General features: G+C 35.9%; 8 protein-coding genes. All 8 read left to right on the forward strand.

Going from position 1 to position 15,766, the window contains the following annotated elements:
• Positions 1-1,017, forward strand: a 1,017-nt coding sequence (locus FUA24_RS15050) for an NHL repeat-containing protein (RefSeq protein ID WP_148544296.1), incomplete at its 5' end; no start/stop codon positions are given.
• A gap of 86 nt (positions 1,018-1,103) precedes the next feature.
• A complete protein-coding gene (locus FUA24_RS15055; protein WP_148543758.1) occupies positions 1,104-2,942 on the forward strand; it encodes a sulfatase-like hydrolase/transferase in 1,839 nt (612 codons plus the stop codon).
• A 244-nt stretch (positions 2,943-3,186) separates the two neighbouring features.
• On the forward strand, positions 3,187-5,718 hold the full coding sequence (locus tag FUA24_RS15060) for a sialidase family protein (protein ID WP_148543760.1): 2,532 nt from the start codon (positions 3,187-3,189) through the stop codon (positions 5,716-5,718).
• Positions 5,719-5,746: 28 nt separating this feature from the next.
• Positions 5,747-7,345, forward strand: a complete 1,599-nt coding sequence (locus FUA24_RS15065) for a sulfatase-like hydrolase/transferase (protein ID WP_187388295.1) — start codon at positions 5,747-5,749, stop codon at positions 7,343-7,345.
• A gap of 15 nt (positions 7,346-7,360) precedes the next feature.
• Complete coding sequence (locus FUA24_RS15070; RefSeq protein WP_148543762.1) at positions 7,361-9,523, forward strand: hypothetical protein; 2,163 nt, start codon at positions 7,361-7,363, stop codon at positions 9,521-9,523.
• A 5-nt stretch (positions 9,524-9,528) separates the two neighbouring features.
• Positions 9,529-12,057: a beta-galactosidase gene (locus FUA24_RS15075; protein WP_148543764.1), complete on the forward strand. Its 2,529-nt coding sequence runs from the start codon at positions 9,529-9,531 to the stop codon at positions 12,055-12,057.
• Positions 12,058-12,062: 5 nt separating this feature from the next.
• Positions 12,063-13,928 (forward strand): sulfatase-like hydrolase/transferase, encoded by a 1,866-nt coding sequence (locus tag FUA24_RS15080; RefSeq protein ID WP_148543767.1) that lies wholly within the window; start codon positions 12,063-12,065, stop codon positions 13,926-13,928.
• Positions 13,929-13,930: 2 nt separating this feature from the next.
• Positions 13,931-15,763 (forward strand): sulfatase-like hydrolase/transferase, encoded by a 1,833-nt coding sequence (locus FUA24_RS15085; protein WP_148543769.1) that lies wholly within the window; start codon positions 13,931-13,933, stop codon positions 15,761-15,763.
• Positions 15,764-15,766 lie beyond the last annotated feature (3 nt).

The following is a 15,766-nucleotide window of genomic DNA, read 5'->3' on the forward strand; positions in this document are numbered from 1 at the left end:
ACTACTGTGGCCTCATCAGTGCCATTTTATATAATGGCTTCCAAGCCAAAATTAAGCGAGACAATTTTTGGTCACGGTAATTTTAAGTATCGTTTAGAGTTAGAATGGGGAAATCTAAATCCTAAAACCCATCCAGTAAAGAATTGTCATGAAATGGTAATGGATAAAAAAGGCAGATTATTTATGCTTACCGATCATGTCAAAAACAACATACTTATTTATGATAAATCAGGAAAGCTTTTAGATAGTTGGACGCTGAAACTTCCTGGAGGACATGGATTGACTCTACATGATGAAGGTGATGACGAATATTTATATATAACAGATCCAAACTTAGGGAAGGTTCTAAAAACAACTTTAACAGGAACCATTGTTAAAACTTTCGATTCACCTAAAGATAATGGCGCCTATAAATCTAACATGCATTTCCGTCCAACAGAGACGGCTATTGGACCTAATGGCGATGTATACATCGCAGATGGTTATGGTTCTCAGTTTATATTACAGTATGACGCCAAGGGCAATTATATCAGGAAATTTGGTGGCGATAGTTTTCTGCAAGAAGCTAAGTTTAAACAAGCGCATGGCGTAGCCTTAGATGCGCGAGATCCCAATAATCCAACCCTATTATGTTCCGCACGGATTAAGAATGCCTTTAAGCGATTTACTTTAGACGGTAAATTTATAGAAACCTACTACTTACCAGGCGCCTATGTAAGTAGGCCTGTTATTGATGGAGAAAACTTATATTCTGGTGTTTGCTTTGGTATGGAAGAAGGTGATTATAACATGAAAATGAATAGAGGTTTTGTAACCATTCTAGACAAAAACCATAAAGTAGTTTCAAATCCCGGGGGGACAAAGCCAAAATATAAAAATGGAAAGCTGAAAATAATGTATCAGGATGTGCCCATTTTTAAGCACTGTCATGATGTATGTGTGGATAACGATAAAAACCTGTATGTCTGCCAATGGAATGCAGGAAATGTATACCCATACAAGTTGTGCAGAGTTTGAACAAATCCATTTCTAAAGTAAACAAAATCATTTGTATACAAAATTAGGGCCTCCCCGTAATAGATTTGTAGGATACAAATTTTATTATGATGGAAAAAGGATGTGCTCACTTAAAGCTGCTTATAGTAATTGTATTTATATCTCTAAATGTCTTTGCGCAAAAGAAACCCAATATTCTGTGGATTATTACAGATGATCAAAGGGCAGATGCTATTGAATGTTATAATCAGGCAGTCTCTGGAGTGTCTAATAGTCCTCTTGGTTATGTGGAATCTCCAAATATTGATGCCTTAGCAAAAGAAGGGGTTTTGTTTACAAATGCTTTTTGTAATTCTCCTGGTTGCGCACCTTCAAGAGGGTCAATGCATACAGGAATGTATCCTTGGCATTCTGGTATTTACGGATTCGAAAAATCGCATACGAGTGCTTCACATTACAAGGGTTCCATTCCAGAAGTTATGAAAGACAATGGGTATAAAACCACAAATTTTGGGAAGTCCGGGTTGTATATTTTTAAGTGGATAGGAAAACCTTCCTATACTAGAACAGATGTATATGATTTATCAATAACCGATAATACCATAAGAAAGACAGGCTTATCAGATTGGACAAGCGAAAAGGTCCGAAAGAATGGGGGTATTGCAGCAAGTAAAGAGGTATGGACACATCCAGATGGTAGTAAAACCGAATTTGTTACGACTACCGAAGGCGAAATTTCTAAAGAAGATATTACAGTAAAAGAAGCTTTTGATAAGAAATATGAGATTCTTAGATGTTATACAAAACTAAATGGGAAAACCAGTATTATTGGTGGAGAAAGTCCACAACCAGGGCACTTAACTCAAGATGGAAGAATACATGAAGTGTTTGAAAGGTACTTGTCTAATCCCAATACTACCTATACAACTATTGAAGGTAAAACGGTAAATGGCCCAGATACCAATCAGCCTCAGTTTATCAATTTGGGTTATCACTTTCCGCATACTCCAGTAACACCTCCAAAAGCATTTAGAGATAAGTTTAAGGATAAGGTTTATAAAATTCCAGAATTCTCAAGCAAAGAGCTTAAGACCCTCCCTAAAAATCTACAATTGTGGTATAAAAAAGCAGCTGTGGATAAAATGACATACCAAGAAAAGCAACAGTTTATAAGAGATTATTATGCATTTTGTGCATTTGGAGATGAGATGATTGGGAAGTCTATTAAAACATTTAAAAAATATTGCGAGGATAATAATCAGGAGTATTTAATTCTATTAGCAGCAGGTGACCATGGTTGGCATTTAGGAGAGCAAGGAGGAGCAAATAAATTTGGACCTTATAAAGCATCTAATAGTACCGCTGTTGTGGTAGTGTCTTCAGATAAAAAAAGATTTCCAGAAGGGAAGGTAGTTAATGAATTTATTGAATACGTAGATTTTGCACCAACATTTTACAACACTATTGGGGTTAATACAAAACAAGAAAACTTTAAACACTTAGATGGCTATGATTTGGGAGAAGTCGTTAAAGGCAATGTACCAAAAAGAGCTTATACCATTGGAGCAATTAATCATGGTGTTGGAGAAATTAGTTTTATTAGAAGCAAAGCATTTTCCTTTTCAATGCGAACCAAAAAAGACAATGCTAAACCCAAAAAAGGCAAGTTGTTAAAGGATATAAAATGGCCGTTAACAACTTCAAGAGAACAGGCGGAAATGGCACTGTTTGATTTGCGTGTAGATCCAGGGGAGCAAAATAATGTAGCTAATAATCCGAAGTATAAAAAATTAGCCGATTGGTTTAGAACCAAATTAGGAACTATTGTTCTTGGAGATAGACGTGTTAATTGCGATTGGAATTATGAAAATGAATGGGCCATAAGCAATTTTGCAGAAGGTTCTGATGATAAAAAATTAGAAATCCCATTAGAGTTGATACCCTAGAATTAAACAAAGTGATTCTGGTAATCTGTTGGTTGTTAAACGATTGAAAAATGATCTTGTATAGTAATAGTGTAATAAAGATACCTTTAAAACAACTATACTAAACCATTTCTTTAAAAATCAAAATCATTTGTGACTCAGTACGGTACATCATTCAGCTAGCTTTGTAGTAAAGCCATTTTAAATTATGAACATTAATAGGATACCTAGGCATAGCCATTTTGCACTTGTATTGCTCTTAGCAATGAGCTTAACAGCACAAGAAAAAGCAGCTTCGTTTTTCAAAAAAATAAAAAGTGAAAGAGTAACATCAGACCAATCTGTGGAGTGGAAAAACTTCGGACCAGGAATGTCTGGTTACAACGAAGAGTTTTGGTGTCATCCCACAGATACAAATGTGATGTTTATGGGGCCAGATATGCACGTGTCTTATGGTACATGGGATAATGGTAAATCATGGCATTCTATTAAAGATTATGACGGTGACGGAAAATGTATGGAGCGTGTTCTAGATATCACCTTTTCTAAGCAGAATCCAGACTTTGGTTTAGCCTTAGAAAGACGTGGAAAAATATTTAAAACCACAAACAGAGGAAGGCATTGGGAATTAGTGTATACCATTCCAAGAGCCGAAAAATCGGCATATAATGCCCATACAAAAATGGCTATTCATCCGGCAAACGACGCTATTTGGTTTGTTGGAGCCGGAGATTTTTGGAACGTAAAGTATAACCATCGTTCCAAAGCATTAATTCATGGTAAGAAAAACAAAATTGCCAGTTATGGCTACGTGTTAAAAACTACTGATTACGGTAAAACATGGAAAAAGGTAGCCAATACTATTTCAAAAGATTTAGATGTTGCACGTATTATTATCAATCCCGTAAAGCCAAATCAAATGTACATTGCTACGAACTATGGTTTTTTTGTTAGTAATGATACGGGAGAGACTTGGGAACCTAGTGGAAAAGGACTGCCAAACAACCTGCCAAGAGATGTAACATCCTATTATAATCCTAAGACTAAAGAATTTGTACTGTATTTAGTGGAGCAAACAATTTACGAGCCTAATGGCAAGTCTATTACAACTATAGGTGGTGTTTATAAAAGTAGTAATGGCGGAAAAACATGGGAGAACATTACTGGAAATTTGGGTGTAAACTATAATAGGATAACAGATAAGTATCATAGAAATAACTACCATAGAGTCTTAAGTTATTGGTTTGATACAGACTCAAGAAAAGCGTACCCAAAATTTCCAGAAAACACTTATTCCATTTTTAATAGAATTGCTGTAAATCCCTTAAATAAAAACGAGATTTATTTAGTAGCTAACCAGCGTCATGATAAAAGTTTTGGTCCGGGTGATGCTTGGAAAACGGAAGATGGAGGTAAAACTTGGAAAATCTGCGCACGCGCAGGAACCTATTGGAATCAAAATAAGGATAATGCATACTGGGAAAGTAAAGGATTTGAAAAAGGTGCAAATGTGGAATTCTCTCATGTAGGCATAGCAAATGCCGAACAAAACGAAGTAAGATTTGGTAGTAGAAGTTTAGCTATAAATGCTAAAGGTGAAGTGTTTATTGGCGTACAACAACAAACACAACGTTCTAGTGATGGCGGTAAAACTTGGCAACAAATTGATGATTATGAAACCGCACCAGGTAGTAATACTTGGGTTGGTAGAGGCGATAGTAATTTACCAGGGCGATTTATGCTGCTTGAAACAGGAATTAAAGACAGGTACTTACTTTGCAGTGGCGAACATGGTTTATGGGAAACAGCATCTTTAGGGAATTATCCCGATAAAGACGCAGTAGCTGTAAAACAAATAGAAGGACAAGTGCATGATCATAGTGGAAAGCACGGTTTACATTCAGCTTCTACAGTTGCAGTACATCCTCATAATCCAGATATCATTTACCTTATTGGTTGGAGGCAGGAACACCGTGGTAAAATGCGTAGATCAACCAATGGAGGAAAAACTTGGGAAAACATTGCTACAATTTTTGAAGGTAAAAATCCCGAATATAGAGGTATAGCGCCGCAATACTCCTTAATGATTGACCCCAAAAATCCAGACAACATGTATTTCTGTGCCATAAGGCATACAGTACAAGAGGTTGGAGCTTCTCCAAAAGAAGACGTCATGTCTAAAGGGAAATATGGCGTGTATCGCTCTAATGATGGTGGTTACAACTGGACGCTTAGCAATAAAGGGCTACCAAAATTGGGTAGCGTGCGAAGGTTAACTATGGATCCACAAAACCCAAAAGTCATTTATGCTTCAGTAAATCAAAGAAATAAACACCATGTTGGCGGATTGTATAAATCTACAGATGGTGCTTTAACTTGGAAAAAGGTAAAAATTCCATCCCAAATAGAATCCGTTAACAACCTGTTTATAGATAGAAATACAAAAGCCATGTACCTATCAACGGGTTCCAATTTCGGGGCATATGAAGCAGGTGGTGTTTGGAAAAGTACAGACAACGGTAAAAATTGGAAAAAGTTTTTCAAAGCCCCATATGTATGGCAGGTAGAAGTGTCTCCAGTTAATTCAAATATCATAACTGTGAATGTACCTTACCAAAGAGGCTTTAAAAATCCGGGGTTATATCTAACCAAAGACAACGGGAAAAGTTGGAGTAAGATTAACAAAGGTATCGGACAACCTGATAAAATGACCGACTTTAAACCAGACCCATACAATGAAAATGTGCTGTGGTGTGCAGGTTGGGGAAGCGGATGGTTTAAGACCGTTTTAAATTAATAGTGAAAGGATAAGAAAATTGAAAAATATGAGAATAAATTTAGTTTTAATGGCTTTTGTGTTACTGCTTTTAAAGGGACATGCACAAAAACAGCCAAATATTGTACTGCTGTTTGCAGATGATATTAGTGCTAGAGAATTACCAATTTATGGTTCAACCGTGTGGAGTCCGCCTAAAGGGGGAACAACGTCAGATGTGAAATATAAAGCACAAACACCAATTTTAGACAAAATTGCTGAAGAAGGTTGCTACGTTAAGACAGCTTGGGCATCAACAGTTTGTGGGCCAAGTAGAGCAATGATGATGACAGGACGCTATGCGCATTTACACAAATGGTGGCATAATAAAGACAAGGGAAAAGCGCCAAACGGAAAGGGAAACTGGAACCTGTATGATAGTTCACCACATAGTATAGCTCATGTTGCAAAAGCCGGAGGATATGCCACGTTTTGGGCAGGCAAAACCCAAATGAGTATTGATGGGTTTCCATTTGATGAAGGATGCTTTACTCCAGGAGAAGGGTCTTATAATAAGGCCATTCACACTACAGATTTTAGATTAGAAACAAGAAAGGTAACGGGTAAAAAAGTAATTTATAATGCCGACACAAATAAGCCAATTCATAAGAAAAGTTATGTGCAATCTGGTTGGTACTGGAAACCTCATGTGCAATTAATGAATCACCCTAGTGCCAAACAAAAATTTGTATGGTGGCCTAATGATAAAAACTCTAAAAAGCGTTACGGATTAGATACGTTTGGACCAGATGTAGAACTGGAATTTACATTCGACTTTATAGAAAGAAAAGTAAAAGAGAACAAGCCATTTTTTGTATATCACACAAGTCATTTAGGACATGATGCTTGGGATTTTCTAAACCCGAGTTCAGAAGGGAAATGGCCAGGAACACCAAAAATTAATTGGGATGGCAAAAAGTATACGCGCGTAACACCAAAGGTTACTGGAGATAATGGAGTGTATAATACCTATGGAACAATTACTGAAAGTGGAATTCACCATCACGTAAACTATTTAGATTATCAAGTGTGGCAATATCTAAACAAGTTTAAAGCCTTAGGTATAGAAAACAATACGATTTTCATTTTTTGTGCAGACAATGGCACGAGTGGTTATGGTAAGTCTAGCCCAATTTCGCAAAAAGGAACCCATGTGCCTTTAATCATTTATGCACCAGGGATGAACCTCACTAAAAAAGGGGCTCAAGATGTTTTGGCTAACATGTCGGATTTAATTCCAACAATTGCCGATTTAGGTGGTGTTGAAATTCCAGATTCTTATGAGATGAATGGAGAAAGTTTAATACCTTTCTTAACCACAAATAAACCAAAACATAGAGATTGGGTGTATGGGTATCATAAAGAAACCACCATTATTAGAGGCGATTTAGTAATGAAAGATGGTAATAATGTATGGTATGATGTTAGTAAATATCCAAAGGATTTAATCTCATTTCCAAAGATTAAAGATTGGAGTAAAGTGTCTGAAGCTCATAGAAAGGAGCGCGATGAACTTAAAAAAGTAGTTCCGAAATTTGATCAACATGCTACCGCTCATGATGCTCCAAAAGGAGGTTATGGTAAGGTAGATCCTTTGGTTAAGAAATAGTAAACCACATATAAAATGAATCTTAGAAGTTTAGCTTTAGCAATTGTTAGCCTTTTCTTTTTAACTGTAAATGCGCAGTCCAGAGGTGTTTTTTTCTCATCAGAATCCGATGTTACTAAAATAGCCTTAAAGAAATTGGCCAGTCAAATTAAATTTTCAAAGTTAAATCTTGAAGCCCTAAAAACGTCTAAATCCTTCGATTCAAAAATCATTTTACTAGATACTGAAAACGATAAAGCTTGGATAAAAAAGTTAAAGCTAAAACCAGAGGCTATTAAATCGGAAGGTTTTCAAATTATTACTAAAGAAAATGATACCTATCTTCTAGCCAAAGATGAGGCTGGTTTAATGTATGGGATTCTAGAGTTGAAAGATCAGTTAAAACTTTATGGAACCGATGCTAAATTTCAAGCCAAAACCGAAAACCCACATTTCTCGTTTAGAGCTGTAAAGTTCAATCTGCCTTGGTCTTCGTATCGCATAGGTGAGTCCTTGCATCTTCATATGAAAACTGTAAAAGACACCGTGTTTTGGGAAGGTTATTTAGATATGATGGCAGAAAATAGATTAAATGCACTTACACTGTGGAATTTACATCCATTCACATTCATGGTGCAGCCAGAAAAGTTTCCAGAAGCCACACAGTATACAGGACAAGAATTTAAAGATTGGCAAACCTTTTGGCGTACCTTATTTAAAATGGCCAAAGACCGCAGTATTGAGACCTATATCGTAAACTGGAACATCATAACCTCCCCAGGTTTAACCGAAACACATAATGTAGCCAATTATAAGGATGACTTAGAGTGGCATTACGGATTTACGCCTGCCGATACATCTCAAGTCATAGTGGATTACATGCGTGAAACCATAACACAAACCATAAATGAGTACCCCAATTTAACAGGATTAGGAGTCAGTATTGGTGAACGCATGAAAATGCCTATGGAAGACGCCATGAAATGGGTAAAAAGCACCTTTATTGAAGGTATGAAAAATGCCAATAGAAAAGTGAAATTCATTCACAGAGCACCTTTTAAAGTAGAACCAGAAATAGCTAGAGAATACATTGAATCTTATAACGATACAGAAGGACCAATAATCATGGAATTTAAGTTCAATTGGTCTCACGGACATTCAACTCCTAATTTGGCTATTACTCATGGCGGAAAGGTATCTGATCAATATTGGAACCCTAAACCAAAAAACTATAAAATGGCGTGGATGATGCGTAATGAGGACTTTATTATGTTGAATTGGGGAAACACAGCATTCATTAAAGAACATATTAAGGTTAATGACTTTCCAGATATCACCATGGGGTATTTTATTGGTTCGGAAACTTATATTCCAGCAAAAGAATACAGGATGAATCCCAATGTGAAATACAATTGGAAATACGCCTATGAAAAAGATTGGGAGTTCTACCAAATGTGGGGACGATTAATGTATGATCCAAAAACAAGTGATGATTACTTCATTCAAAATTTTAAGCAAAAATACGGAGATGAGGTAGGAGCACCTTTATTTGAAGCATTGCAATTAGGTAGTGAAATGCCATTGCGATTTTCAACCTTTTATAAAGGAACATGGGACTTTACCACCTACAGTGAAGGATTCCTAAACGGTAAACAATTGTATAGAAACTACAAGGAAGCCGAAGATGCTTTTATTAGAATAGATGAAATGATAACGCACCCAACTTTAGATCCATTATACCTCAATATTTCAGATTATAATAATCTAATGTTAGACGGGAAATCAATATCTGAGGAGTTGGTAACGCCTCAAGAAATTGCCGAAGAAATGGAGCAAAACGGACAAAAGATTTTGAAGCTTTGTAAAGCCATAAAGGGTAAGAATACCAGAAACTCTGAAAATTTTACTATTGAACTTAATGATGTTAAAGCTTGGGCAAATATGAGTCTATATTTTGCCGATAAGCTTTGGGCAGGACTGTATTTAGATGAAGCCATAAAAACCAAGAATGAAGCTAAAAGAGAAAGAGCCATAGAACATCTTGAAAGCGCTTCAAAACATTGGTTAGATCTTATAGAATCTACACAACAGTATCAAGAAGTGTCCCTGCTTCATATTAGATCTTTCAAATTTTCATGGGAGCTTTATTACCCAAGAGTTCTAAAGGACATCGAAATAGTAAAAAAAATTAAAATTTAAAATTAATGAAGAAAATCATTGTTCTAATTGCATGTTTAGGGGTTTTAGCTTCCTGTAAAAAGGAAACCGCAATTGTAAATAATGCTTCGGCAGATGTTATAACCTATACCAAAGCCCTTTCATTTGATTTTTCTGAAGTAAATATTAAAACTCCTAGAGATATTCCAAAAATGTCGGCTGTAGCACCTAATGGAGATAAAATTACAGTAAACAGTCAATATGTAACCTACAATGATAAACCTTGGATTCCTTCCTACGGCGAATTTCATTACCAACGTTACCCTTCTGAATACTGGGAAGATGCCCTGCTGAAAATGAAAGCTCAAGGGTTTGATGGTGTTTCAGCCTATGTTTGCTGGATTATGCACGAAGAAATTGAAGGCGAATGGGATTTTACAGGAAATAATAACCTCAGACGGTTCATTCAGTTGTGTAAAAAACACGATTTAAAATTCTTTGCCAGAATAGGGCCTTGGGTAAATGGTGAGGTTAGAAATGGCGGTCACCCAGATTGGTTGGTAAAACGCTTAGGCAACCCACAAAATCCTTTTGGTAATAGTGGTAGAGGCGGAAAATTACGTACCATGGCACCAGAATATTTGGATGCGGTTGATACGTTATTTGAAAAGCTTGGAGAGCAGATGCAAGGGTTGTATTGGAAAGATGGTGGGCCTATTTATGCTATTCAATTTGATAACGAGTATTCGCATCATGTATCAAAAGGAAGTCCTGCACTTATAGATTGGGAGAAAGAAACAGCCCTAAAATATGGTATGGATGTACCATTATACACAGTAACAGGTTGGGCACATGCACCTTTTACACAAGATAATACTGTGCCTACTTACGGTACCTATGCCGATTATTTCTGGATACCTGCAAATGCAAAACATGTTCCAGAAGCCTTTAGTTTTAGCATATATAGAGCAAAAAATGATATAGATACCGAGTTAAATACAGGAGCAAAAGAAGCCGAAGGCGTTCAAGAATCATACAATGCCAATCCCTATTTAACAAGTGAAACAGGAATTGGTATGGATATGGCTTACCACAGACGTACCAATTTAGATTACTTAGATAATGGCGCGCTATCTCTAGTAGAGTTTGGAAGTGGAGCAAACGGACTAGGCTATTTTATGAATGTTGGCGGGCATAATCCTAAAGGAAAACTCACTTATATGAATAGAGATATTGAGCAAGGAGCCAATGATAATGGGGTGATAAGTAGAGATTTTCAAGCAGCCATTGGAGAGTTTGGTCAAGCGCGTAAGAGTTTCCATGAGTACCCAATTCAGTTAAATTTCATGACAGATTTTGGTAAGTATGTAGCACCTTGTAAAACCTTTGTGCCTGATGAATTGGATGAACTAAAAGGATTTAAACTTGGCAATACTCATAAATTACAAAGAGCTATAAGAACAGATGGTAAAACAGGATTCATTTTTGTAAATAACCATGTGAAGTTAGATACAACCTATCAATTCAACAATGTTCAGTTTGAAATAAAATTAAAAGGAGAGACACTTAAAATCCCTGAAAAACCAATAACCGTTCCTAAACATACCTATTTTTATTGGCCTTTTAATTTAACCTTAGAAAACACAACCATAAAACACGCTTCCGCACAACCAGTTTTACATTTAAAACAAAGTAAAACCTATGTGTTTTTTGAAAATGAAGGTATACCAGCCCAATTTGTTTTAGATAACACAACAATAGACAAGATTGAAGGAGCTAATGTTGAAGTTTTTAAAGCAGACAAAGTCATAAAAATAGTTAATATTAAAGCAGGTTTAAATTGCTATTTTGATGTAAAGCAACTGAATGGTGACACCCTTCGATTTTTAATCTTATCTCAAAAACAAGCCAAACAACTTTACAAGAATAAAGATAAATTATACCTTTCTAATGCTGAAGTTCTGGTATTTAATAATGTTGCCAATACCTTAGAGTTAATAAGCGAGAATACGAAAAACACAATTTGGACGTATCCATCAAACCCATTGGTAAATGTAGTAAGCAGGCAAGACGGTTTGTTTGATAAGTTAAACGTAGATTTTAAAAAACAGGACGTTCCTATTAGCTTTAAAGAAACGCAAAACGGTAAAGGCCTAAGTTTTAAAAATCGCTCTAATAATCGTAAAGTCAATAACAAAATTGCACGTCCATTAGATTCTATTTGGCATAAAGGTACCGTTATAGAATTGGCATTTCCCGAGGGCATTTCTTCAAACTTAAAAGACGTTAGAGTAAAAGTAGACTATAAAGCAAGCGCCTTGCGTTTTTACAAAAACAGTGTATTTAAATACGATAACTACTATAATGGTAATGTTTGGGACTTTAGCACGAAATATTTACTTCCCGATTATACTTCAGACATGAAGTTAGAATTAAAGTTTATCCCACTTCAGCCAAAAGATGAAATATATATAGACGGCACGTATTGGCCAGAATTAAACAAAACCACTAATGTATTAGAGGTTAACAGTATAACTACGCATCCTGTTTATAGCAGAAGCTTTAAAATGAAATAACAAAAATGACTAAAAAGATAGTACTACTAGTTGCCTGCTTATTGGTAGGTAAACTTACCATATACGCGCAAAAACAACAACCTAATGTGCTTTGGATTTTAACCGATGATCAACGTTATGATGCCATTCCAGCATTTAATAAGATACTACACGGAAGAGAAAATAGCGCTCTGGGTTATGTAGAATCACCCAATGTAGACCGCCTTGCTAATATGGGAACCACCTTTATTAATACCTATTGCCAAGCTCAAGGATGTGCACCTTCAAGAGCATCAATGCACTCAGGGCGATATCCATTTCGTTCGGGAATTTATCAGTTTGAATATTTCAATAATAACACTACAAATTCTTACCCCTTGCTACCCGAAGAGATGGTGAGTTTGGGTTACCAAACCATGCATGTAGGTAAACTAGGTGTTCGAATAAGAACATTAAAAAATAACAACGCTGTTAAATTTCCTGTTTATCAAGTAGACATAGATTCTAAAATTGTTGAAAACGAAGGTTTACCAGAATGGGGAAAGCAATCTATAGTAAAAGAAGTAAACGGCGTTAAATTAAAGAAACCCCTAAGAAATGTTACCTATTTTAAAGATAGCGATGGAACCATTTACTATAAATCTGAAACGTTAGAAAAAGAAAACCCACAATTAGCGGGTATGGCTAAAGAAGCTTTTGATAAATATGAACTTTTTTATAAGTACAACAAGAAAAAGGGGCAGCCACAAAGTGTATTTAATAAAGGCGTGCTAGCCGGGGTAAGTCCACAACCTTCAGGAAAAACAAGAGACGGACACTACACAACAGCTTTTGTAAACTTTCTTAAAAATGAAAACAAACAATTCAAAGTAGGAAATACAACTTTTAATGGTGTGGATGCGGCAAAACCGTTATTTGCCCATATAGGTTACGATTTTCCTCATACACCAGTTTTACCTCCAAAGGAATATCGTGAGCGTTTTCAAAAGCATACCTATAAGATTCCTGAACTAACAGATGAAGAATTTAAGAAAATGGCAAAAGCCTTTCAGAAACGTGTGAATTCAAGTTACTCTGATGACTTTACAGATGAAGAAAAACAAAAAATGGTTCAGGATTATTATGCATTTTGTGCCTATGGTGATGCCTTAATTGGAGATGCTGTTGATACCTTTATAACCTACAGCGAAAACAAAAAACAACCATGGTTAATAGTATATGTATGCGGAGATCATGGGTGGAAACTAAACGAGCATGGTGCTATAACCAAAAATACACCATGGGAAATGGACAGTCATAACCCAATAATAGTGGTGTCTTCAGATAAAAAGAAATTTCCAAAAGGGAAAGTGGTAAAGGATTTTACAGAATTTGTAGATATAGCTCCAACAATTTTAAATGCGGGAGGTGCAGATATTTATAGCAGCAAATTCAGTCATTTAGACGGATTAGATTTAGAAAAAATTGCAACCGGTAAAGCGCCTAAAAGAGATTATGTAATTGGCGAAAGTCATCATAGTATTGGTCCAAGAGCTTATATAAGAACTAAAGACTATATGTTTTCTGTAAAAACACGTCCTAATTCTAAAAGAGGTGTAAAGATGGATTGGGCTATGAATGCTACTTACAAAGATTTAGATCCTGCATTGTATCATACCGCTAAAGACCCTAATGAAATTAATAATGTTGCTTTTAATCCTAAATACAAGAATGTAGCAATGAAAATGAAGAAGAAGCTTCTTGATATTGTTATTGGAGACGGAAGAGCAGAAGTAAATTGGGGCGGCGATAATTTTGGAAAGAACACAAAGGCTATTGGAACGAAAGTACATAAAAGCAACTTTGCGCCAAATGCTCATGATTATAAATTACAACTAGGAAACACTAAATAAAAATGAAAAATAAATTAGTCTTTGCTCTAATGCTTTGTATAACCGGAGTTAAATTCAACTTCGCCCAAGAGCAACAACCAAATATTCTTTGGGTTTTAACAGATGACCACAGGTACGATGCTATTAATGCATTTAATAAAATGCTTCATGGTAGGGAACACAGTGAATTAGGTTATGTAGAGTCTCCCCAAGCAGATAAGCTTACAGAAATGGGAACCACATTTATTAATACCTATTGTCAAGCCGCAGGTTGTGCTCCCTCAAGAACTTCAATGCATTCTGGTCGTTATCCATTCAGGTCTGGTGTTTATGAGTTTGAATATTACAATAATAATGCAGAACACTGTGAACCCTATTTACCTGAGCAAATGGAAAGCTTAGGCTACCAAACAGTCCATATTGGTAAGTTAGGTGTTAGAATTAAAACCATTAAAAACGGTAAGGCTGTTCCCCATAAATTATATCAAACAGATATTAGTTTCAAACAATTAAGAAAAGATGGTTTAACAGGTTGGGGTAAGGATTGGTTTTATGAAATGGACGGAAAAAAACTAGATACACCATTAAAAAGTATGGAGTTTTTTGTAACTGAAAATGGCGAATTTGAATACATCTCAGAACGTTTAGAAAATGAGTTTCCAAAATATAAAGGAAGCGCAGAAAAAGCCATGAAAAAATATGAGCTTTTAAAACTTTATAATAAAAAGAAAGGTCCGCAAACACCTTTTTCTTCTCCAATTTTGGCAGGAGTAAGTTCTAGAAAAGCTGGTAAAACAAGAGATGGGTATTACTCGTCAATCTTTGAAGACTTTCTTAAAAATGAAAACACAAAGTTTAAAGCAGGTTCAAGAACATTTGATGGGGTGGACACTAGTAAGCCGTTATTCTGCCATATAGGATATGACTTTCCGCATACACCTGTGCTGCCACCAGCAAGCTACAGAGATAGATTCAAAAAACATACATATAAAGTTCCTGGATTTGATAAAAGTGAATTAAAAACTATGTCTGCTCAACAAAAGAAACAAGTTATGAGCAGTTATACAGATCATTTTACAGATAAGGAAAAACAAGATATGATTCAGGATTATTACGCATTTTGTGCTTACGGAGATGATTTAGTAGGACAAGCCGTAGATGATTTTATTGCCTATAGCGAAAAAAATAAGCAGCCCTGGATGGTAATGTATGTAGTGGGAGATCATGGATGGAAATTAAACGACCATGGCTCTGTTTCTAAATTTACTCCATGGGAAATAGACACCCATAACCCAATTATAGTGGTGTCTTCAGACAAAAAGAAATTTCCAGCAGGAAAAGTGGTAAGAGATTATACAGAGTTTGTAGATATAGCACCTACAATTTTATCTGCTGGAGGAGCAGACCTTAAAAGTGAAAAGTTCCAGTATTTAGATGGTTTGGATATGGCCGATGTTGCTGCAGGAAAATCTCCAAAAAGAGATTATATAATAGGTGAGGCACACGCTGTTACTGGCCCAAGAGCGTTTATAAGAACTAAAGATTATGTGTTCTCTATGCAATCGCGCCCCAACAAAACCAGAGGGAAAGATATGGAATGGGCGCTTAATGCATCCTATGAAGATTTAGATTCTGCTTTATACGATACAAAAAAAGATCCTCATGAAGTTAATAATTTAGCCTTCAACAAAAAGTATCAAAAAATTGCCGAGAAAATGAAAAAGAAACTCATCAATATTGTATTAGGTGATAACCGTGTTGAGGTTGGATGGGGCAAAGGAGGTAATGTAACAGGAACTAAAATTTACCGTAGCAATTTTGCACCAGGAGCACATGATTATAAATTAAAACTGTAGTTA

The organism is Seonamhaeicola marinus, assembly GCF_008085455.1.

What these genes read in the sequence shown, in the direction of transcription:
- FUA24_RS15055 (WP_148543758.1), top strand. Translation starts at nt 1,104, where the DNA reads ATGATGGAAAAAGGATGTGCTCACTTAAAGCTGCTTATAGTAATTGTA.
- FUA24_RS15060 (WP_148543760.1), top strand. Translation starts at nt 3,187, where the DNA reads ATGAGCTTAACAGCACAAGAAAAAGCAGCTTCGTTTTTCAAAAAAATA.
- FUA24_RS15065 (WP_187388295.1), top strand. Translation starts at nt 5,747, where the DNA reads ATGAGAATAAATTTAGTTTTAATGGCTTTTGTGTTACTGCTTTTAAAG.
- FUA24_RS15070 (WP_148543762.1), top strand. Translation starts at nt 7,361, where the DNA reads ATGAATCTTAGAAGTTTAGCTTTAGCAATTGTTAGCCTTTTCTTTTTA.
- FUA24_RS15075 (WP_148543764.1), top strand. Translation starts at nt 9,529, where the DNA reads ATGAAGAAAATCATTGTTCTAATTGCATGTTTAGGGGTTTTAGCTTCC.
- FUA24_RS15080 (WP_148543767.1), top strand. Translation starts at nt 12,063, where the DNA reads ATGACTAAAAAGATAGTACTACTAGTTGCCTGCTTATTGGTAGGTAAA.
- FUA24_RS15085 (WP_148543769.1), top strand. Translation starts at nt 13,931, where the DNA reads ATGAAAAATAAATTAGTCTTTGCTCTAATGCTTTGTATAACCGGAGTT.